21 protein-coding genes and 2 tRNA genes are annotated in these 19,546 nt (G+C 38.8%); 12 read left to right on the top strand and 11 right to left on the bottom strand.

Annotated elements, in window-relative coordinates; translation table 11 throughout:
• Positions 1-71: 71 nt before the first annotated feature.
• From AC0VZ4_RS00310 to AC0VZ4_RS00300, 3 genes are all read left to right on the top strand, one after another.
• Positions 72-162, top strand: a tRNA-Ser gene (locus AC0VZ4_RS00310).
• Positions 163-214: 52 nt separating this feature from the next.
• Positions 215-307, top strand: a tRNA-Ser gene (locus AC0VZ4_RS00305).
• 491 nt (positions 308-798) lie between these two features.
• Entirely contained in the window at positions 799-1,287 is a 489-nt protein-coding gene (locus tag AC0VZ4_RS00300; protein WP_342865198.1) for a DUF4124 domain-containing protein, read from the top strand.
• Here the strand turns inward: AC0VZ4_RS00300 and AC0VZ4_RS00295 are convergent.
• Together AC0VZ4_RS00295 and AC0VZ4_RS00290 are read right to left on the bottom strand one after the other, a co-directional pair.
• Positions 1,271-2,395, bottom strand: a complete 1,125-nt coding sequence (locus tag AC0VZ4_RS00295) for an aminotransferase class V-fold PLP-dependent enzyme (protein ID WP_475440592.1) — start codon at positions 2,393-2,395, stop codon at positions 1,271-1,273. The two genes, AC0VZ4_RS00300 and AC0VZ4_RS00295, sit on opposite strands and share 17 nt — an antisense overlap.
• A 1-nt stretch (position 2,396) precedes the next feature.
• Positions 2,397-3,566, bottom strand: a complete 1,170-nt coding sequence (locus tag AC0VZ4_RS00290; protein ID WP_475440591.1) for a PrnB family protein — start codon at positions 3,564-3,566, stop codon at positions 2,397-2,399.
• A gap of 136 nt (positions 3,567-3,702) precedes the next feature.
• Here AC0VZ4_RS00290 and AC0VZ4_RS00285 point away from each other — a divergent pair, with 136 nt between their 5' ends.
• From AC0VZ4_RS00285 to AC0VZ4_RS00270, 4 genes are all read left to right on the top strand, one after another.
• Positions 3,703-4,158 (top strand): Lrp/AsnC family transcriptional regulator, encoded by a 456-nt coding sequence (locus AC0VZ4_RS00285; protein WP_007377904.1) that lies wholly within the window; start codon positions 3,703-3,705, stop codon positions 4,156-4,158.
• A 73-nt stretch (positions 4,159-4,231) separates the two neighbouring features.
• Positions 4,232-6,952, top strand: coding sequence for an ATP-binding protein (locus AC0VZ4_RS00280; protein ID WP_096792192.1), 2,721 nt, complete (start codon positions 4,232-4,234; stop codon positions 6,950-6,952).
• A complete protein-coding gene (locus tag AC0VZ4_RS00275) occupies positions 6,942-8,318 on the top strand; it encodes an alpha/beta hydrolase (RefSeq protein ID WP_475441591.1) in 1,377 nt (458 codons plus the stop codon). The genes AC0VZ4_RS00280 and AC0VZ4_RS00275 overlap by 11 nt, the downstream gene beginning before the upstream one ends.
• 6 nt (positions 8,319-8,324) lie before the next feature.
• Positions 8,325-9,464, top strand: coding sequence for a GNAT family N-acetyltransferase (locus tag AC0VZ4_RS00270; protein WP_096792190.1), 1,140 nt, complete (start codon positions 8,325-8,327; stop codon positions 9,462-9,464).
• Here the strand turns inward: AC0VZ4_RS00270 and AC0VZ4_RS00265 are convergent.
• A complete protein-coding gene (locus AC0VZ4_RS00265) occupies positions 9,441-10,031 on the bottom strand; it encodes a DUF938 domain-containing protein (protein WP_007377908.1) in 591 nt (196 codons plus the stop codon). The two genes, AC0VZ4_RS00270 and AC0VZ4_RS00265, sit on opposite strands and share 24 nt — an antisense overlap.
• A 200-nt stretch (positions 10,032-10,231) precedes the next feature.
• Here AC0VZ4_RS00265 and AC0VZ4_RS00260 point away from each other — a divergent pair, with 200 nt between their 5' ends.
• The 5 genes from AC0VZ4_RS00260 to AC0VZ4_RS00240 all read left to right on the top strand — a co-directional run bounded on the left by AC0VZ4_RS00260 (position 10,232) and on the right by AC0VZ4_RS00240 (position 13,293).
• On the top strand, positions 10,232-10,417 hold the full coding sequence (locus tag AC0VZ4_RS00260) for a hypothetical protein (protein ID WP_007377909.1): 186 nt from the start codon (positions 10,232-10,234) through the stop codon (positions 10,415-10,417).
• Between the two features lie 101 nt (positions 10,418-10,518).
• Positions 10,519-10,884 (top strand): hypothetical protein, encoded by a 366-nt coding sequence (locus tag AC0VZ4_RS00255; RefSeq protein ID WP_475440590.1) that lies wholly within the window; start codon positions 10,519-10,521, stop codon positions 10,882-10,884.
• Between the two features lie 11 nt (positions 10,885-10,895).
• Entirely contained in the window at positions 10,896-12,272 is a 1,377-nt protein-coding gene (locus AC0VZ4_RS00250; protein ID WP_475440589.1) for a class II fumarate hydratase, read from the top strand.
• A gap of 84 nt (positions 12,273-12,356) precedes the next feature.
• Positions 12,357-12,878 (top strand): hypothetical protein, encoded by a 522-nt coding sequence (locus tag AC0VZ4_RS00245; RefSeq protein WP_475440588.1) that lies wholly within the window; start codon positions 12,357-12,359, stop codon positions 12,876-12,878.
• Positions 12,879-12,888: 10 nt separating this feature from the next.
• The gene (locus tag AC0VZ4_RS00240; RefSeq protein ID WP_007377913.1) at positions 12,889-13,293 is read left to right on the top strand and encodes a hypothetical protein; all 405 of its coding nucleotides are present in this window, start codon (positions 12,889-12,891) and stop codon (positions 13,291-13,293) included.
• Between the two features lie 19 nt (positions 13,294-13,312).
• On the opposite strand, the gene AC0VZ4_RS00235 is transcribed toward AC0VZ4_RS00240, so the two are convergent.
• The 8 genes from AC0VZ4_RS00235 to AC0VZ4_RS00200 form a co-directional block, all read right to left on the bottom strand.
• The gene (locus AC0VZ4_RS00235) at positions 13,313-13,498 is read right to left on the bottom strand and encodes a hypothetical protein (protein ID WP_007377914.1); all 186 of its coding nucleotides are present in this window, start codon (positions 13,496-13,498) and stop codon (positions 13,313-13,315) included.
• A 15-nt stretch (positions 13,499-13,513) separates the two neighbouring features.
• The gene (locus tag AC0VZ4_RS00230; protein ID WP_007377915.1) at positions 13,514-13,834 is read right to left on the bottom strand and encodes a hypothetical protein; all 321 of its coding nucleotides are present in this window, start codon (positions 13,832-13,834) and stop codon (positions 13,514-13,516) included.
• A complete protein-coding gene (locus AC0VZ4_RS00225) occupies positions 13,831-14,469 on the bottom strand; it encodes a DUF4178 domain-containing protein (protein WP_007377916.1) in 639 nt (212 codons plus the stop codon). The genes AC0VZ4_RS00230 and AC0VZ4_RS00225 overlap by 4 nt, the downstream gene beginning before the upstream one ends.
• A 74-nt stretch (positions 14,470-14,543) precedes the next feature.
• On the bottom strand, positions 14,544-15,236 hold the full coding sequence (locus tag AC0VZ4_RS00220; RefSeq protein ID WP_007377917.1) for a PspA/IM30 family protein: 693 nt from the start codon (positions 15,234-15,236) through the stop codon (positions 14,544-14,546).
• A 24-nt stretch (positions 15,237-15,260) separates the two neighbouring features.
• Entirely contained in the window at positions 15,261-15,674 is a 414-nt protein-coding gene (locus tag AC0VZ4_RS00215) for a YjfI family protein (protein ID WP_004335098.1), read from the bottom strand.
• Positions 15,675-15,752: 78 nt separating this feature from the next.
• The gene (locus AC0VZ4_RS00210; RefSeq protein WP_475440587.1) at positions 15,753-17,474 is read right to left on the bottom strand and encodes a polyamine aminopropyltransferase; all 1,722 of its coding nucleotides are present in this window, start codon (positions 17,472-17,474) and stop codon (positions 15,753-15,755) included.
• 3 nt (positions 17,475-17,477) lie between these two features.
• Complete coding sequence (locus AC0VZ4_RS00205; RefSeq protein WP_475440586.1) at positions 17,478-18,377, bottom strand: DUF350 domain-containing protein; 900 nt, start codon at positions 18,375-18,377, stop codon at positions 17,478-17,480.
• 26 nt (positions 18,378-18,403) lie between these two features.
• On the bottom strand, positions 18,404-19,336 hold the full coding sequence (locus tag AC0VZ4_RS00200; protein WP_475440585.1) for a CHAD domain-containing protein: 933 nt from the start codon (positions 19,334-19,336) through the stop codon (positions 18,404-18,406).
• Positions 19,337-19,546: the final 210 nt, after the last annotated feature.

Here is a 19,546-nt window from a genome sequence, read left to right as displayed (position 1 = left end):
GTACAAATATTAGGCAAACAGTCATTTTGCTATTTACACAGCGGTATCACCTAAGTATTATTCTGCGTCACGGAGAGATGGCAGAGTGGTCGAATGCACCGGTCTTGAAAACCGGCATGGGTTTATAGCCCATCTAGGGTTCAAATCCCTATCTCTCCACCATATTTTAATTGGTGGCTTTTTTTACTTCCATCAATACAACCGGTTATGCGTTGGAGAGGTGTCCGAGTGGCCGAAGGAGCTCCCCTGCTAAGGGAGTATAGAGTTTGTAGCTCTATCGAGGGTTCGAATCCCTCCCTCTCCACCATACTTAATTTAAACAACTTAATTGTGGTTTTTTTGTGCCTAAATTTTAACACCGGTACGAAATTGGGAGGGTGAGAACCCTCGACAGGGTTCAATAAAATGTCTGGAACATTTTAGGCCGCTGCAAGCGTCGCGCAGCGATTGATTACATGGATGTAAGCAAGTCTATCCCTCCCTCTCCACCATACTTAATTTAAACCACTTAATTGTGGTTTTTTTGTGCCTAAAATTTAACACCGATACTAAATTGGGAGGGTGAGAACCCTCGACAGGGTTCGACAAAGTGTCTGGAACATTTTGGGCCGCTGCAAGCGTCGCGCAGCGATTGATTACATGGATGTAAGCAAGTCTATCCCTCCCTCTGGACCATACTTAATTTAAACCACTTAATTGTGGTTTTTTTGTACCTGAAATTTATAAAAACTAAACAAATTGTGCCTTGTAATAACTTCGGGCATTATTAACACAACTTTAGCCACTTTAGGTTTAGCTATGATCCGATTCATATTGCTATCAGTTTGCGCGGCAGTTCCATTTTTGACCTTGGCACAAAGTACAACAGTGTATAAGTGTGTAATTAAGGGCGTTACTACCTTTAGCCAAACGCCTTGCGCTAAAGATGCACAAGTTATTACTCTTAAAGATATAAACGTAATTGAAGCATATAAAAGCTCTACGCCCGATAAAGGTATTAGCGACACCTCTGTGGATGACTACTTAGAGGTTCAGCAAATAGAGCGTGAAATAAAGCGTCTTGAGCTATCTATTGCACAAAGCCAAAAAGAATACGCAGCTAAAAAACAGCAGATAGATTACATGACTCAAGATAAAGCCAATCGTTTAGGCGCTTCGTCTATTGCTGATGCTATCGCAACTAAAACAAATTCGTTAAAGCAAGCTTACGACGCATCAATTAATCAAATGCAGCAAAAAATAGAGTCATTAAAACAAAGACAGCAGCAGCTTAGCCAAAACCCTTAAGTGCTCGTTTTACTATCGAAATAAACTGCTCAACGTCTTCTCGGGTATTATAAATATGTGGCGATACTCGTATCCCAAATTTACGAGCATCTACACTGACTTTCGCTTTATTAAGCTCTGTAAGTAAATAGTCTTGCTGCTTGTTAAAAAATAAAATAACAGTCCCGCTGCATTTATCACTACCCATAGGTGATGCAACATATTCAGCTAGTTGCTCATGAATAAGCGTAAGCATAGCTAAATTATGATCCCTTACCTTGTGAGCAGTTAGTTCTGCAAAGTAATTAATGCTATTTGCAGCGATAATATAAGGCGCTACAGAAGGTGTTCCACCCCAAAACTTAAGCGCACTGCTGTTATATTCAAAATTATTAATATCGAACTCAAATGGATTTTGATGCGAAAACCACCCCACATCTTTAGGCTCACAGAACTTTATTTGGTTTTTGTTAACCCATAAATAAGCTGCACCTGGGCCACCACATAACCATTTGACGCTCGAGCCAATCATAAAGTCCGCATCGAGCACGCTTAAATCAAGCGGTATCACACCCGCTGACTGAGCAACATCAACTATTGATAAACTATTGGTTAATTTACTTATAGCTACAATATCGTATACCGGCGCCTGTACACCTGTATTTGAATACACATGACTTATAAAAACTAAATCGATGTCGGCGGTTATATAACGCTGCCAAACACTAATATCAGTTAGGTTTTCGTGCTCTGGTATAAACATAATTTGCGCACACTCTGGCAACGCTTTTTGCATTGCAAAACCCATGCTCGGAAAATCACTTTGCGCCATAAGCACTTTACAATTTTTTTGCTGTAATCGAGGGTGCGACATAAGCAACTTTGTTAAGCCACTTGATAAATTAACTTGAGGACAAAACTGCGAACTAGGCGCATTAAATAACTTACCAAGCGCGGTAGTAAATTGCTCAACTGCGGGCAGCCATTGTTGCCAAGGTTCTTTATTTGAGCTCTCCCACGGTAAAAAGTAGTGCTGTGCTAAATATTGCTGTGTATTTTTAAGAGGACGCCCTACCGAGTGGTTTAATAAATAACAGCCATCTGCCATACAAAAATCATTTTTAAGCATGCTATTTAACCCATTCTTTAAGTGTATTTAGATCGTCAAAACGTGTTTTTATATCGTCGCGTTTGGCACTGGCTCGCCTATCTCTTAATTTTTCGAGCGAATCAAGTAATACATGAAGCGGCGGACCACTTGCTGTTACCTTGCTCATATGCTGCTGTTGCATATTTTTTGAAGGCTGAGCAATAAATTTTTCAACCAATTGATTATGATGACCGACTGCGGTGTCGCCATGTAATTTACACACTTGAATAAATAACGTTGCGTGATTTTTAAACCAATCTGTATTTTTAAATGGCTTGGCTTGTAAAAAGTCATCCATAAAGCTTTGCATACGCATGGCTTCTCGTAGGATTTGTTGATCCTCCGGCATCATATATAAAAACTTATCCACCAGCATTTGCGAGTAACTAGGCTCATTTGCGCTACATAGCCCTAGTAACATGTCAATCACATTAATACCTGCAAAGTCACCAGCATTTGCCCCTCTGTAAACCTCTTTACCTACACGGTACGGTTTATAATAAGGGCGAACGCAGTTAAAAAAGCGATCTGTATCGAGCTCAGAATAAAGTGCATTATTTGACTCAATCACATCTATAAGCGCTTGTTTAGCTACTTTTAATAACTCACCACACAAGGGGTGTGAAATACCTAACGGCAATATTTTTAATAAAGCATCACTTGCACGTTTATAGGCCAAAATACCTTGGGTGTTGTAATCAATAAATAGCTTTTCATCAGGTAAATTAGTAAACCGTTTATAAATACCGTTAAGTGCTTTGTTATGAGTAGTTAAGTGGGCGGTAGCAAAACGAGGAGTTACGCCAATGGATGCACCTATATGCATAGCAAGCGCTGAGGCTTCAATTAGTGGAGAGGTAGTTTCTCTGCTTGGCTCAGTAATTTCATGGCGCCTACACGCCGCCATAAATAATCCTACGTTACCGAGTAAGTCAAAAGCGCTATCAAAGCCTTGATCTGTGTTTCCCTCGGCTAATAAATTGCTAATTAATGCGTTGCCTTCTTTTTCTAACTGTTGCTTTAAGGCCTCACCTATTCCTTCTACATTTGCTTTATCGGTTTGTTGCCAATAGAGCTGCTCAAGTTCACTATTTAAAGTGACAAATCCTGTTCGTATCCATTGATCGAAAATAGCGGTATGTGTGTTCATTGTTGTGCTCTATTATTTTTATAATTAAATGCTAACAGAGTTTAATGAGAGTAAAACGCCAAAAAAAATAGTAAAAACCATAATATTTAGCAATAATCACTACAAATATAAAGATAATTAATGAAAGCCGATAACTATGTTAGATAAAAAAGATCAGCAATTACTCATCGCACTGCAAAGCCAAGCCCGCATGTCAGTTTCAGACTTGGCTAGCAGCATTAATTTGTCTGATACACCTTGCTTAAGGCGTATAAAAAAGCTCGAACAAGAAAACATTATTACCGGCTACCACGCAGCTATAAATCCTAAAGCACTTAATCTTAATGTGCTGGTGTATGCGTTTGTGAGGCTAAGCCAAAACTCGGTAAGTGCTGCTGAGCAATTTGAACACCATGTAGAAAAATTACCACATGTATTAGAGTGTTGTGTAATATCAGGAAGCTATGATTATCTATTAAAAATTATTGCACACGATCTTGAGAGCTATGAGAGATTTGTAAAACATCAATTAGGTGGTTTAAGTTGCATTGCTAATATAGAATCAACTGTCGTGTTAAAGCAGTCATTTAGCAAAAAGCAGTTACCATTATAAAAATTCCGCAAATAACTTACTGTTAGCTATACTGATATTTAAAAAATGAGAATAATAATCGCTTGGACCTTATGTGAAAAATTTTAACTCAAAATATCACTCTTTTATTTTTTACATAATTTTTGCCTTTGCATACTTCTTAGTCGGCATTGCACTCACTAAACTTGCTTTTAACTCACAAATAATTCCTATTTGGTTACCCGCCGGTATTGCTTTAGTGGGGTGTTATATATGGTGGTGGCGATTTATTCTGCCATTATTTATAGCTTCTATAGCTTTTAATCTTAATGTTTTTAATAACTCAGTCCATGAAATGGTACTCATTGGCAACTCATTTAATGAGGCGATGTACATCTCTTTTGGTGTTGTAATACAGGCAATGGTAGGTGCGGCGCTTTTAAAATTTTGGTTGGGCCATCCGTTACGCTTTAAAAAACGCAAAAATATCATTTATTTTATTGTTGTAGTAGCCATTTTAGTGAGCTTAATTTCAGCTAATTGTGGTGTATTTGCACTGAGTGAATTCAACCCTGTTTACAGTATTGATAATCACTGGAAAAATGTTACTTACTGGTGGCTTGGCGATACTTTAGGTGTTTTAATTGCCACTCCATTGTTACTGTCTCTGCTACCACAAAAGTCGAATCAATATAATATATCTGTATTACCGACTCTTGCAGTATGTTCAGTTTTATTTTTCTCGGTTGCCGTTACAACTCAATTGTATGACCGAGAAAATCGTATCAATACGATTAAAATTGCTGAGCGTGAAGTTCACGTTATAGAAAATAGCTTATATAGGTACACAAATCGCAGTATTATTGCCGTGCAAAGTTTAGCGAGCCAAGTCCAATCATCATCGAAATTAAATCAGCAAGACTTTTATTCTTATGCAAGCCAGCTACTTAAACAACATTCATTTATTAAAGCTTTATCGTGGAATGTAAAAATAGACCAAGATCAGCGCAATGCTTTTACTGAAGAAATCTCAAATATTTATCATTTAGATATTGATATCGTAGGTAAACCACTTGAGGATAATGACCCTCTCGTTATTGTTAAATATATTGCACCTTTTAACGGTAATCAAAAAGCGATTGGATTTAATGTCTTTTCAAATTCAGATAGAAAAGCATCATTACTCAACCCTGCCATTAAATATTTACCTATTAGCACTAAAATAATCCAACTGGTGCAAACCAAAGAGCCAAGCCCAGCTTATTTATTATTTGCGCCTGTGCACTCTCAAAGTATGAGTGGAGAAAAAATTAAAGGCTATGCCACTGGTGTGTTTTTAGTGCGCAGTATGATTGAACAAGCTATTTCTGAGCAACAATCAGACATGTTCTCGATTGGTATTTATGAAGATATAAACGAGCCTCCATTTTATACTAATTACTCAAAGAACCTCGACCAAGCACAAGGCAGTCGCCCAATGTCGTTCAATGTTGACTTTGGTGGGCAACAATGGGTTGTAAAACTATCACTAAAAGAAAAGTTTTTATCACAGCACAATAGCCAACTCACTTTATTATTACTTATACTCCAAGTGGCCGTATGCTCATTAATTTTGATGGTATTACTACTATTTAATCAGCAGCAAATTGCGCTGACTCGCCAAGTAGCTGAGCGCACTTACTCTCTAGTACAAGCTAAAAAGCAATCTGATTTAGCTAACCAAGCTAAAAGTCAGTTTTTAGCGAATATGAGTCATGAAATACGTACGCCGTTAAATGCTGTAATTGGCTTTTCGTCTCTGGCGCGTAAAGAAGATAACGCAAATACACTCATTGGCTATTTGGATAAAATAAACTCATCATCAAAAAGCTTGTTAAACCTAATAAACGATATTCTCGATATATCAAAAATAGAATCACAACGCTTAGTTCTTGAATATATCCCATTTGATTTAAATGCACTTGTACAGCGTATTAATACCATGTTTGAACAAAGCGCTATAAATAAAGGCCTTGATTGGAAAATTAACTGTAAATTACCAGCCGACACATGGTTTATTGGCGATTCTATGCGGATAGAGCAAATACTGCTTAACTTATGCAGTAATGCTATTAAATTTACAAAAAAAGGCAGCGTTACACTAAATATCGATACCGAGTTTGTATCTACCAATGAAGTAAAAATAACAATTAACGTTGTTGATACTGGTATAGGCATTAAATCAAACCAACATAACAAACTGTTTAATGCGTTTACTCAGGCCGATAGCTCTACTTCACGGCAGTTTGGAGGAACTGGCCTTGGTTTAACCATCGCTAGAGAGCTGAGCCAATTAATGAACGCCCAAATAACGTTGCAAAGTGAATTAGAGCAGGGATCTACTTTCACATTTGAGATACAGCTAGAAACAACAGAGCCAGAAGAGCTCCCAACCATAACGACTGCAAATACCAATGCTGCATCTTTAAGTATTCTTGTTGCAGAGGATAATCCCGTAAATCAAATGGTCATTAAAGCAATGCTTGGGTCGCTAGGTATTGTGCCGCACATTGTTGAAAATGGTGAGCTGGCGGTCAACATTGTAAAAGAACAACATTTTGACTTAGTGCTTATGGATTGCCAAATGCCCATAATGGATGGTTATAGAGCCACGGCACTGATCAGGCAATTTAAAACAGACGAAGAGCTCCCTATCATTGCTTTAACCGCCGACGTTATGCCTGAGGATAAAGCACATGCACAAGCAGTTGGATTTAACCAGCATCTTGCAAAGCCGCTTGAACTCAGTAAGCTAACCGAGTGTCTTGTCCAATATGCAGAAGTTAATGAACAATAGTGGTTTAATTTCAAACATATTTTTTGGTTTTATTTTAAGTGTTTTTTCGCATATTATTGTCGCTCAAAATTGTATATCGCAGGCGAGCGACTTCAAATTTATAACAAAAAGTAAGCAACAAGGCTTATTACGCTTTGAAAATGAGCACAATCACCAGCGTTTTAATTACCACGCCCTTTTACCATTCAATCATTACTTAGATTATGCGTATAAACATATAAATAAAGCCAATCCCCGTGCAAATATGCCATGCCCCGTTATTACACAAACGTATCAGCAATTAGTGACACAAGGTACGCGAAAATCAGACCCTACTATTGTAGATATTATTGCCCCTTTTGAGCTTACGCATCCAAGCAGTAATAAAGTTGCACTATTAATCCACGGGTTAACTGACTCACCCTTTACGTATCACGATTTAGCACAAGTGTATTATCAGCAAGGCTATACCGTGCGTACTATATTATTACCAGGGCATGGAAGTGCCGCAAGTGCTTTACTCAATGTAGAGGTTAGCCAGTGGCAACAGGCAATAAAGTACGGAGTTGAGCGATCGATGCAAGACTTTGATGAGGTGATACTTGCAGGTTACTCTACCGGTGCAGCGTTACTTATTGATTACGCAACCAAACACACTGTTTCGCCTAAAATTAAAGCGCTTATGCTTTATTCGCCCGGCTCTGAGCCGCATAATAAGTACGGCTGGATAGCAAAGTGGATTGATGCCATACCCTTTGTTAATTGGATAGATAAAGACGCCGATGTAGACTTTGCTAAGTATGAATCATTTCCTTTAAATGCAGCTGCCGCTTCATACGATGCAATGTCACTTGCAAGCGTAAGTAGTTTAAACAAACGCCCTGCACTTAAATTGCCTATTTTTAGTGTACTTTCCGACATTGATACCACGATAGATACGCGTGCCACGCTAAAATTATTAAGTGCGTTGCACAAAGGTAATTCAGTAAAATATAAGCCGCTCGATACTTTAGTACTTTATGGAAGCACTGATATTTTACCGCCAGACTTTGCTAGAGACTACACAGTAAATAATCCGCAGTGCACAACGCCTCAGTGTAAAAAAGTTCATGGTATGTCGCATATTGCTGTTGTTAACTCACCGCAAAATCCACATTATGGAATTAACGCAACCTATCGTAATTGTGGCAGCTTTATTAATGACGAGCCCCTGTACAAAACATGTAAAACAACAACAAATCCACAACTAGGAGAGCGTACAAGCGCCAACTTAAAACACTATCCGGCTTTACAACGCTTAACTTATAATCCTCATTTTACCGAGCTTAAAATGCAAATTAGTACGTTTATTAAAAATGTAGAACAGCTTAGAACAACTACAAGGTAAGTAGTCATGGGAACGTTTTCGCACCAATGGTTTAGCAGTATTAATGAGATTGATCAGGCGCAGTGGCAACGTTTATTTGGTGATGAACCATTTACTCAACATGCTTTTTTATATGCCCTTGAACAAAGCCAATGCGTAACACAAAAAAGCGGTTGGCAGCCCCATCACCTCGCTATTTTTGAAGATGATACGCTCGTTGCACTTGCACCCGGGTATTTAAAAAGTCATTCATATGGCGAGTACGTATTTGACTGGGCATGGGCTGAGGCATACGAAAAACACGGTTTAGAATATTATCCCAAGTGGCTATCTGGAATTCCCTTTAGCCCTATTGAAGGCAAGCGTATTGCTATCGATCACGCTAACCCAAATGCGGTGTATCAGTACATTACAGAGCAACTTAGCATACACAGTGCTGAGCAAAAGTGGTCGGGTTGGCATGTTAATTTTTGCGACCAAGCCCAAGCGACTTCATTAACTGAGCAACATGCCATGTTAAGAGTGGGTGTGCAATTTCAGTGGTTTAATAAAGGTTTTGAAACCTTTGACGACTTTTTGCAAATACTTAGCTCACGAAAACGTAAGTCACTTAAAAAAGAGCGAGCTAAAATAGCGCAACAAAATATTGATATTGAATGGCTGCAAGGAACGCAAATTACGCCCGAGATAATGCAATTGTTTTGTGAGTTTTATCAGCGTACCTACTTAAAGCGTTCTGGTCATTTGGGCTATTTAAATATGGAGTTTTTTACGCTTTTACATGCCTTAATGGCTAATACTCTCGTTATTATGCTGGCCAAAAGAGACGATAACGTGATTGCTGCAACACTCAGTTTAGTAGGTGCAAATACGCTTTATGGGCGCTACTGGGGAGCAAGTGAGGAAGTAGATTCGCTTCACTTTGAGTTGTGTTATTACCAAGGTATTGAGTTTGCAATAAAACATAAACTCAACTGTTTTCATTCGGGTGCACAAGGTGAGCACAAAATAGCACGCGGATTTGAACCCGTACTTACCTACTCTGCTCACCATATTGTTGATGGCGATTTCAGTAATGCAATAAGCGACTACTTAAAGCGTGAACGCGGCCATATTGATATATATAAAGAGCAATGTAGCTCATTACTGCCGTTTAAAAACGAGTAACTGATTATTTGCAGGCATGGCAGTATCGCTAATAAGCGTAAGCCCTGCTTGCTTAGCTAGTTGTTCAACTGCTTCAAAATCTCTTATTCCACTTAACGGATCGCGCTCTGTTAAAAAGGCACTAAAGTCATCATTACTTGGGCTGGTAAATTCATCTTGGTATTTGAATGGCCCATAAATACACAACATACCGTCGCTATTTAAGTGACGTTTAACACCGTCAAAAAAACGTTCAACTAATTGCCAACTTACAATATGAAATGTGTTTGCAGTATAAATAGCGTCAACCTTATCTATTGGCCACTCATTATTTAAATCAAGCTCAAGTGGTGCATGTAAATTAGTTAAATTAGCTTCGTGGTGCCATAAATTAATCCCTTCGTGGTTTATAGCGCGATCACTTGTATGCCATTGTAAATGTGGTAATTGTTCTGCAAAAAACACACTATGTTGGCCGGTTCCTGAGCCTATTTCAAGCAATACTTTCGTTTTATTAAGTACCTGAGTAAGCACTTTTAAAATAGGTTTTTTGTTATTTTCGCAAGCTTGTGAGAAAGGTTTAGCCATTACTTTGCACCAAATGAGAAGCATATTGCACAACAATATCGCAAATTGCTAATTTTGGGTAACTAAAATTGTATCGAGTATTTATAAAGACTATTAAATTCATAACTCTACAACTAATTTAAGGCAGTGGTATGTATTATGCTTTAGTTATATTAACCCTTACTTGGGTTAATTTATGATTTAATTAATAGGAAAATATTATGCATACTCCCTCTTATACAGCTGTAGATGCAGCTGTTGCTATAATTGAAAAAACCACCGACGATCATAGTTATGCCGTTGATATGAGAGCTACAGTAATCGATTTACTTTCGCATCCTAAACATAATCAAAAGGCGATAACAAAACATGAAACAGATCAGATATTTATTCTTGGCTACAATTAAAACTCAAATTAATATCGCAAATAATTTTAATAATAACTGTTTACACTGAAACCGATTAAATGTAATGATAACCATTATCGTTAACTTAAGTCGGTTTTTTTATGTCTTCAAATCATGCACAGCATCGTTATCATCAAGAACTCTCTTGTCATTGCTTAAGACCCGGCCTGCATGCACCCATGCTCGTTGCCGATTACATAGAAACCGCCCTAAACGTAGCCAAAAACTTTGAACAACAGCGTAATCCTTTGCTTCAAGAGTTTTATCTTAGGCGCACACACCATGAAATTATGAACAAAATGTGCGACCCTCTTATCCATAATGCTATTCGCAAGCAATGTGTGGAGCAGTTATACAAACCTTTATTAGCACTAAAACGGTTTTATAAAGCGCATAACAACACTGCGCAATTTTTAATACTGGAGCGTGAAGCTCGTATTCTTAGTCACGAATTCAACCCTTTTTAAGGAGCACACTTATGAGCAGCTTTAGAACAGAATCAGACAGTATGGGCGAGCTACAAGTACCTACTGATGCGCTCTATCAGGCGCAAACACAGCGAGCGGTTAATAACTTTGCAATTAGTGGCCTTTCTATGCCAAAGCAATTTATCACTGCACTGGCTTATATAAAGCAAGCCGCTGCACAAAGTAACTGCGAGCTTGGCCATCTAAGTAAAGACAAAGCAAATGCTATTGAGCAAGCTTGTCAAAGTATTATTGATGGCGAACACATTGAGCATTTCCCCGTTGATATTTTTCAAACAGGCTCTGGCACAAGCTCAAATATGAATGCCAACGAAGTTATTGCAACGCTTGCTAGCCGTATAGGTAATGAGAGTATTCATCCTAATGATGATGTAAACATGGGACAAAGTTCTAACGATGTAGTCCCTACCGCTATCGCACTCAGTAGTGCAATAAATGTAGTGTATGAATTACTTCCTTCGCTTGAAAACTTATCGCAAAGCCTAGAAAATAAAAAAGCTGAGGTAGGCCATATAGTTAAAACGGGCCGTACGCATTTAATGGATGCAATGCCAGTTACATTTGATCAAACACTAAGTGCATGGCAGTCACAAGTTAATCATGCTGCAGCAGGAATTAGACATAGTTTAGAGCGTGTATGCGAACTTGCACAAGGTGGTACAGCGGTTGGAACAGGAATAAATGCAGACCCTAAATTTGCAGTAAAATTTACAGAAAACCTAAGTGCCAATGTAGGCATTAGATTTACGCCTAGCAGTAACTTTTTTTATAACATAGGTTCACAAGACGCCATAGTTGCGCTTTCGGGGCAATTAAAAGTACTCGCTGTCGCACAAATGAAAATAGCGAACGACCTACGCTGGATGAACTCAGGACCACTTGCAGGCTTAGGTGAAATAGAGCTTGAAGCGCTTCAACCAGGCTCATCTATTATGCCTGGCAAAGTAAACCCTGTTATACCAGAAGCCGCTGCAATGGTAAGTGCACAAGTAATAGGTAACGATGCCACTATTACGGTAGCCGGCCAAGCGGGTAATTTTGAGCTGAATGTGATGCTGCCAGTCATTGCGTATAATATATTGCAAAGCATAGAGTTACTTGCAAATAGCGCACAAGCACTGGGCGATAAAGCCATTGCCAGCTTTAAGGTGAATCAGCCAAATATAGATAAAGCACTCGCTAAAAATCCAATTTTAGTGACGGCGCTCAATCCTGTGATCGGTTATGAAAAAGCAGCAAAAATAGCAAAGCAGGCTTATAAAGAAGCCCGCCCTATTATTGATGTAGCTGAACAGGAAACTGATTTACCACGCAGTGAACTCGAAAAGCTACTTAATCCCACCAAACTAACGCAGGGCGGACTTTAATTACTTGATTATATAGTTTTTATTGCCGTAAAAAATGCACAGTGTATGATAGTGATGAATATTTCATCACTATCAAGGTTTATTATGCGTACCCCATTGTTAGCCATACTTTTACCTCTTTGTTTAACTGCATGCTTAGATAAAACACCAGCTGAAACAGATCAAGTAACAGTCACCTCTGAAACTGAAACATCAAAGCCAGTACTTCAAAAATTACAAGAGAATACTAAAACACAAAAAAAATCAGTTGCTGAAAAAATCCCGAAAGCCGATTTAAAAGAAGTTTCAATAGAAGATATCAGAGCAGCTAAAACCGAGTTAAATACACTTATTGCAGACACGCAATGTGATACAAGCACGCAATGTAGGGTAAATGCAGTGGGTAGCCGCGCATGTGGTGGACCGAGTAGTTTTATTGTGTATTCAACAAAATCAGCGTCTGAAGAGCAAGTAACAGCCTTAAGTGATAAAGTTACTAAGCTTGAAAGTAACTATAATGCACAAAAAGGGATGATGAGTATTTGTCAGCATTTAACAACGCCAAGCACGCAGTGTGTTGAAAATAAATGTGTTACACTTGAAGGCTCAGCGGTAAGTGCATTTTAAGGATAACGTTATGAGTTGTTTATCATCGGCAATTAAACTATCAATTTTAAGCGTTGCTAGCAGCATTTTATTACTAAGTGGTTGTGCTAGCACTATAACGTCAAGCAATGAACAAAGTAAAAACTTGTCTGACTTAAACTATGAGCTGAATGACATGGTGAGTGATAATAGCTGCACCGCTAGCTTTCAGTGCAAAGTGCTTGAAGTTGGCGCCCGCGCATGCGGTGGACCGAGTAAATATGTTGTTTACTCAACACTTAACACCCCGCAAGAAAAAGCTGAAAATATTGCGCAACTCATAACAAAGCAAGAAAAAATAAAAAATGCAGCACAAGGCTTAACCGATTGCTCCCCTGTACTTGAAGTACAATCGCTGTGTATTAATCAGCAATGTCAGTCGTTTGATATAAAGTAAATCAAACTTAATTTCAGCGTTAACTTAAATACGGAATTAACGCTGAAATTACTACCACCAGTATCACGCAAATACCTGCTTTTATAATGTACTTCATGGGCATTGTTTTAAGCACCCAATACGCATAAATAAAACGTACAAAATAACTCGCCGCTGTACCAAACAACGCAAAAATAATTAAGTAAGCAATTAAAATAATATTCATAATAATCTAGTGTAACTACTTAGTTTTTTTAGTGTGAGCAATTAGTAAGTCAGCTACTTGTTGTTTTACGGCTCGCTTATCATCACTTGAGACATCAAAGCGACTGGCTAGTTGCGCAATTTCATCATCATTTAAATTAAACGATAAACGTTGACGCGTTTTTTTAGATTTTACGTCTAAGCCAAGTATTTTACGGATCATATCTGACGGCGTTAACTCTTGGTCTATAGCTTGCTTTTTTATCAGCTTTTGAACTTCACTGCTTAGATCAAATGCCATTTGTGTGGCACGCACAGCTTGCTCCTGACGTAGCCACTTGTCTTTAGCGTCACTCACTTAGCATCTCCGGGAAACAAGTCTACAATGTCTGACATTGGACGCATGAGCGTTAGCGATACTTCGGTTTCGCCGCCATCCCAAATTTCGATATTTAAACCAAAACCTTCATTATCTGACGCTAAGCAAATCATTTCACATGGCTCACCACCTTCTTGCTCATAACGAGGCAAAGTTTGGTTGCGGTAATCTTTATTATGGAAATAACACACATAAGGCGATTCGCTTTGTTGATAGCTTTTAGCTAAAAACTGCATAAAGCGCTCTGGTGTATTTTGCACTGTAATGTGGGTTAACGACTCTTCATCAAAAATACGCGCAAACTCATCAAGGCCAAATATCTCCTCAACTTCGTTTCGCTGAATTTTAATAGAAAAGTTAGCCCACTCCTCGCCGTCATCTTGCTCAATTTGTAAAAATACAACTTGGCCGCTGTTTGTCTCAAGTACAAATTCAGTATCGCTACTATGCTGATATTGGTAAGTCTGAATACCAGTAACACGTAGCGTTTCACCTTTTAGCCATGCCGGATAAGCAAAGGAGTCGATAACGCTAAACATGTCGCCTTTTTTAAGCTCGCTCGGATGATTAAGCTGACGCTCTGGCTCTTTTTTAGATTTGAAAAAATTAAACATAGGAAGGCTGCCCTCTAAGCAAAAAAGGTAACTGAGCAAAACTCGGTTACCTTTTTAAAGTATAAACGTAATGGTTAGCTATTTTGCTTCGCTTTGATGCGAGCTAAAATATCAGCGCTTTTTGGACTTGTGTCGCCAATGCCTGCTTCAGCCATTTTTGCTTTTAAGTCATCGCCATTTACGTCTGACTCAAGTTGTTTTGCAGCACCTAGCTGGTCGCTACGATCTTGTTGGCGCTGTTTAATGCGTTCAAGTGATTGACGAGCCGATGTCATAGACGAGCTGTTTGTATTAAGCGTGCTGTTAACAGCCATTGTTGCTTGCTGTACGCTTTCAGTGGTTTTAACCATTGTAAGCTGGCGCTGATTCTCTTTAATCGATTTTTCAGCATCTTTAACTTGCTGCTTAAGCGTAACAATGTGATTGCTAAAGCCAGATAATACTTGCTCGTTTTCAGCTTTTTCAGCTTCAAAGTCACCAATTTTTTCTGCAATTTCTAATGCTAACGCTTCGTTGCCCTTTTCAAGAGCTTGGCCTGCATACGCTTCATGTTCAGCGATTGATGCATCTACAGCGCTAATTTTACGCTTAGTTTGCATTTCTTTAGCCATTACTTCAGTAAGGCTTTTTTTAGCACGGTGAAGTGCATTTTGCGCGTCTGCAATTTCTTGCTCAAAAATACGGATACCATTTTTGTCTACAATTGCTTCGCCTGCTTCACGAGCGCCGCCACGTACTGCTGTAAATAATTTTTTTAAAATACTCATAATCTTAACTCCACTAACTGGCTATTAATCGTTTAAATACAAGGTCACGGCTTCTAGTGCATCGATAGCGTTATCGGCTAATGTCACTAGTTCGTGGGTAACGTCATCTAATGATGAATTTACCGACAGTGCACCAAAAATCGCGTATTTGTTATCGATTTTAGCAAATGCACTCAGTGGAATTGGCACGTTTAAACGTAGTAATGTTTCGTTTAATTCGTTGCGTAATTCACTCTTAACTTCATCTTCGTCAAACAAGTAGCTAATACATAACAACTGCTCTTGCGTTTGTGTAACAAAAATTGGAAGTTCATCATTTCCATCAACAATGACTTGTAAAACATCTTGCTCGCCTGGGTTGGCAATCAAGAAAGACTCAAAGTTAGCGCCTTCAGTTTCAAAAGAAGCTAATTTTATTGAAAGTTCATTTAATTCCATGTCTCTGCCTTTTGTCGTTTGACATATTATGTCTGAGTTAAGATTCTCACGGGTGACATATTATGTCAACCATGTTTTTTAATTTTTATACAATTCGCTTTCTATTTGCCATGCAGTTCGGTAGTAATCATACAGCTGACCAGATCCTAACCTATTGACCTCAATATTTTTAACTTGTTCAAAGTATTGATTGGGAAATACAAAACTTGCCAATAAATATTCTTTACTAATCCACCTTGATGGCACAGGCATAGCCGTCGCATCATTAATACGGCCACTGGCCGACTGCCCCATTTTAGTCGCTATAGTCCAGCCCCACTGCCCAAACGAAGGTATGTTTTGCTGATACTGCTCAACATACTCAAACCCAGCCGCTTTAACTGTTTTAGCAATGCTTAAAAACGCTTTTTTAGCATGATAAGGTGAAGTTGATTGAACCGCCATTGCGCCATCGGGTGCTAATAACTGACGTACATGATTATAAAAATAGTCACTGTACATTTTATTTAAATCAGGATGATTTGGGTCCGGTAAATCAATTAAGATGGTGTCGAACTGCTTAGATTGATCAAGCAGCTTTTCAACCTCTAAAAATGCATCACCCACAATTATGTTGGCTCGCGAGTCTTGCATCGATTTATTGTTTAGCTGTAGTAATCGCTTATTGATGTGCTCTGGCGGCGTAAAGTCACCGTCTTTATGACCAAATAAATTGAGTAGTTGCGCGTCTAAATCTATTAGCGTTACCCCACTTACAGGCCACTTTAAAACATCTCTAAGTGCAAGCCCGTCACCACCACCAATTATTAATACACGGTCGTGTCTGTTAGAGGCAAGCATTGCAGGGTAAACCAGCATTGAATGATATATTTGCTCATCAATACTTGAGAACTGTAAACGCCCATTTAAATATAAATCGGTGATTGGCTGAGGTTGGTTTTTGCTTAATCTTTCGGTTAAAACTACATGCTGGTATTTGGTTGCTTGCGAATAAATTACTTTATCTTTGTATAAAACATTACTTAGATTGTTCATCCAGCTACTGCCAAATACTAAAATAAAGCCAAACAATGCCAACAGTACTATATGGCAAACTAAAAGTGCCTTAGCAAAGCGCACATGGGCATGGTAACGCCATAAAAACGCGAGCCCTGCGATGATATTAAATAACGCAGTCCACGCCGCAGCTTGCATTATAGGCATTGAGAGCATGATGCTTACCCAAATGGCGGCGCCAATACCAGCACCAATATAATCGGCACCATAAATAGTCCCGGCGTTATTTTCTAAAAAACGGCCATAAACGTGCTGACGAATACGCGCTATAAGCGGTATTTCCATACCAATAAATAAGCCCAGTATTAAACCAAAAACATAAGGTAGAAAACGTGACCACTCTTGTAGCTTTTGAAATACATAACCATTAAGTACAACATCTGGGGGTAAATTAAAAATGCTCGAAAATAAATGAGGAAGAGAATAACTTACAGCTATTACACCCGCTATCGCTAAAATGCAGCCCATGCCAACCAAAGCAATAATGCTTTCTAGCCAAGCAAAAGCGGTAAATGCATCTTTAAACCAGCGCGCTAAAAAAGCGCCTAAGCCCATTGCTACAATCATAGTACCAATCATGGCGTAAATAGCGCTTTCTACTGAGCCAAGTACACGGCCCGCATAATGAGACAGTAAGTATTCATAAATAAGGCCGCACCCAGCAAGCACGGCCATAACGGTAATTAGTAATATATCGTGCCCAAGTAAGCGAGACTTACTTGGGGTAGTTGTGGTTGATGACACTGATTATGCGCCTAGTAAGGTTGCCATAGTGATACCTACAGCAAATGATACTGCTGCAGAAATAGCTGCTACACCTACATTTTTTTGACGATTAACTTCATCGGAAATATCGCAACCAGATAAAATTATTTTAATTGTCACTAAGTGCAAAATAATAAATGCGATAAGGCTCACAACAGCGCTAATAGCCCAGTATAGTAAACTCGCATTAATATTATCAGCAGCGTATGGCGCAACACCCGTTGCAGCTGTAATAGCTAATGCACTACCTATTAAAAATCCAGCGTAACGAATACCCACAGCTAAGTTACCATCAACAATTGCTTGTTGTAGGCAGTCGCCACTTTTATTTGTACGTTTAAATAACTGTACTCGGTATTGGCTAACAAGTAGTAATACAACACTACCTATAATAAAGGCGGCAATTACAATTGGAAGACCATGCCAGCCATCAGTAGCCACCCATAAAAGTGCTGAGCGAATAACTATTGCAACGCTAACAACATGACCAAAATCAATTATTGAAGCTGTAACGTTACCTTTAACTATTTCGTTGTGCAGGCTTACTTTACGAAGCGCTACTTTATCTTGGAAAAAGTGGCCCAACTTAATAAGTACAATAGCTAATGCGCCGTAAGCTAACATTTGCAGTGCTTCTTGTTGCAGTGTTGCAGCAAAAGCACCACTACTTACACCTGTTAATACAATCGCCAGTGCCACTAAACCAGCGGCAAAGCTAATACCAAAAGCAAAGTTATCACGCTCTGTTATTTCATCATTTGCGTGTAAGTTTGAAACCCAGCCTTTTATATATTTAAGGCTTACAAATAATAAAACAATAATTGCAAAATCAATCGCCAATGCTTGCAGTGACCACATAGTTATTCCATTAAATTCATACATATTATTCTAACTCCAACTTTATTCTTTTACTTACCACGGCTCACGCCACGAGAGGTTCTGCTACCGCTATCACGCACCGATCCTGAGCTATTGCTATAACTGCTAGAACGAGAATAACTACTGCGGCTTTTTGGTGGCGTATAACTACTACGGCTTAAACCGGATGCACCTGTTTTTTTACTCGCATAAGGGCTTGTAAACTGCTTACCTTGGCGTTGGTATGTTTGGCGCGTGCGTGTTTCTAGCGCGCTTTGGGTTTTAATTTGTTTGGGGCTTGAATAACGCGAACGGCCATAGTCATTGTAATAACTATACTTTCGGCGCTTACTCCAGCTTCCGTATTCAACACGGTCAAATACATCGCCTAAAATACGGTACATTCCGTACCATTGCCAAAAGCTAATACCGTTACTATTTGATTGCCAGTTACCATAGTTAGGGTTACCTACCATTTGGTTACCAACACCCTCACCTTCAGCTTGCTTACTAATTGCGCCTACACGCGCTAAAGTGCCTTTCGACATATCAGCTAGCATATTGATAGGATCGGTTAACGCATCAGAAAATAGCGTAGGTCTAGATGCATCACGCAACAAATCGATGCTATGTAATGTATCTTCGTAAGGAGGAATTAAGTAAGTTCCTTTAATATCTTTAAGTCGCTGTGTTAAGCCACTATAAAGTGCGCCTTGGCGCGTTGTATCAAGGGTAATTACATCAACAACTTTTGCAAGCTCTGGTTGTTGTTTTTTAAGTAGCTCGCCATATTCTTTAAGTAATACAGCATTGCGCACATTCCCATTATCAAGCGCAGTACCAAGCTGTGACAGCTCTGTATCTGCTTTTTTAATAGACTCTTGAATTGTTTGTTGCAGCTGCTCTTCTTTAGATTGACAACCCATAAGCACTGCGGACAAACAAAACAGGCTTATAAGTTTCCAAGCTTTAATATTCGACATTCATGTCACCTGATTTACTAAATTAACGCAGCTAGTTTTACACAGGTCACTTATTAAACCAAGAATGAAATTGCAACAAAATGAGAAGAAGTAGCTAGCTTTTAAATCAGACTGTGATTTAGTGAATATATTGAGTTGTATCGCGAAGGTTAGAATTGAAGTAGAAGCTTTATAAGGGTACTTTCAGTGCTTTTACGTTGGGAGTCGCTA

This window comes from Pseudoalteromonas sp. QJM3NY_22 (assembly GCF_056173065.1).
Note: the sequence above shows the minus strand (reverse complement) of the source record. Positions and strands in the feature narration are given on the sequence as shown.

What these genes read in the sequence shown, in the direction of transcription:
- AC0VZ4_RS00300 (WP_342865198.1), top strand. Translation starts at nt 799, where the DNA reads ATGATCCGATTCATATTGCTATCAGTTTGCGCGGCAGTTCCATTTTTG.
- AC0VZ4_RS00295 (WP_475440592.1), bottom strand. Translation starts at nt 2,395, where the DNA reads ATGCTTAAAAATGATTTTTGTATGGCAGATGGCTGTTATTTATTAAAC.
- AC0VZ4_RS00290 (WP_475440591.1), bottom strand. Translation starts at nt 3,566, where the DNA reads ATGAACACACATACCGCTATTTTCGATCAATGGATACGAACAGGATTT.
- AC0VZ4_RS00285 (WP_007377904.1), top strand. Translation starts at nt 3,703, where the DNA reads ATGTTAGATAAAAAAGATCAGCAATTACTCATCGCACTGCAAAGCCAA.
- AC0VZ4_RS00275 (WP_475441591.1), top strand. Translation starts at nt 6,942, where the DNA reads ATGAACAATAGTGGTTTAATTTCAAACATATTTTTTGGTTTTATTTTA.
- AC0VZ4_RS00270 (WP_096792190.1), top strand. Translation starts at nt 8,325, where the DNA reads ATGGGAACGTTTTCGCACCAATGGTTTAGCAGTATTAATGAGATTGAT.
- AC0VZ4_RS00265 (WP_007377908.1), bottom strand. Translation starts at nt 10,031, where the DNA reads ATGGCTAAACCTTTCTCACAAGCTTGCGAAAATAACAAAAAACCTATT.
- AC0VZ4_RS00260 (WP_007377909.1), top strand. Translation starts at nt 10,232, where the DNA reads ATGCATACTCCCTCTTATACAGCTGTAGATGCAGCTGTTGCTATAATT.
- AC0VZ4_RS00255 (WP_475440590.1), top strand. Translation starts at nt 10,519, where the DNA reads ATGTCTTCAAATCATGCACAGCATCGTTATCATCAAGAACTCTCTTGT.
- AC0VZ4_RS00250 (WP_475440589.1), top strand. Translation starts at nt 10,896, where the DNA reads ATGAGCAGCTTTAGAACAGAATCAGACAGTATGGGCGAGCTACAAGTA.
- AC0VZ4_RS00245 (WP_475440588.1), top strand. Translation starts at nt 12,357, where the DNA reads ATGCGTACCCCATTGTTAGCCATACTTTTACCTCTTTGTTTAACTGCA.
- AC0VZ4_RS00240 (WP_007377913.1), top strand. Translation starts at nt 12,889, where the DNA reads ATGAGTTGTTTATCATCGGCAATTAAACTATCAATTTTAAGCGTTGCT.
- AC0VZ4_RS00235 (WP_007377914.1), bottom strand. Translation starts at nt 13,498, where the DNA reads ATGAATATTATTTTAATTGCTTACTTAATTATTTTTGCGTTGTTTGGT.
- AC0VZ4_RS00225 (WP_007377916.1), bottom strand. Translation starts at nt 14,469, where the DNA reads ATGTTTAATTTTTTCAAATCTAAAAAAGAGCCAGAGCGTCAGCTTAAT.
- AC0VZ4_RS00220 (WP_007377917.1), bottom strand. Translation starts at nt 15,236, where the DNA reads ATGAGTATTTTAAAAAAATTATTTACAGCAGTACGTGGCGGCGCTCGT.
- AC0VZ4_RS00215 (WP_004335098.1), bottom strand. Translation starts at nt 15,674, where the DNA reads ATGGAATTAAATGAACTTTCAATAAAATTAGCTTCTTTTGAAACTGAA.
- AC0VZ4_RS00205 (WP_475440586.1), bottom strand. Translation starts at nt 18,377, where the DNA reads ATGTATGAATTTAATGGAATAACTATGTGGTCACTGCAAGCATTGGCG.
- AC0VZ4_RS00200 (WP_475440585.1), bottom strand. Translation starts at nt 19,336, where the DNA reads ATGTCGAATATTAAAGCTTGGAAACTTATAAGCCTGTTTTGTTTGTCC.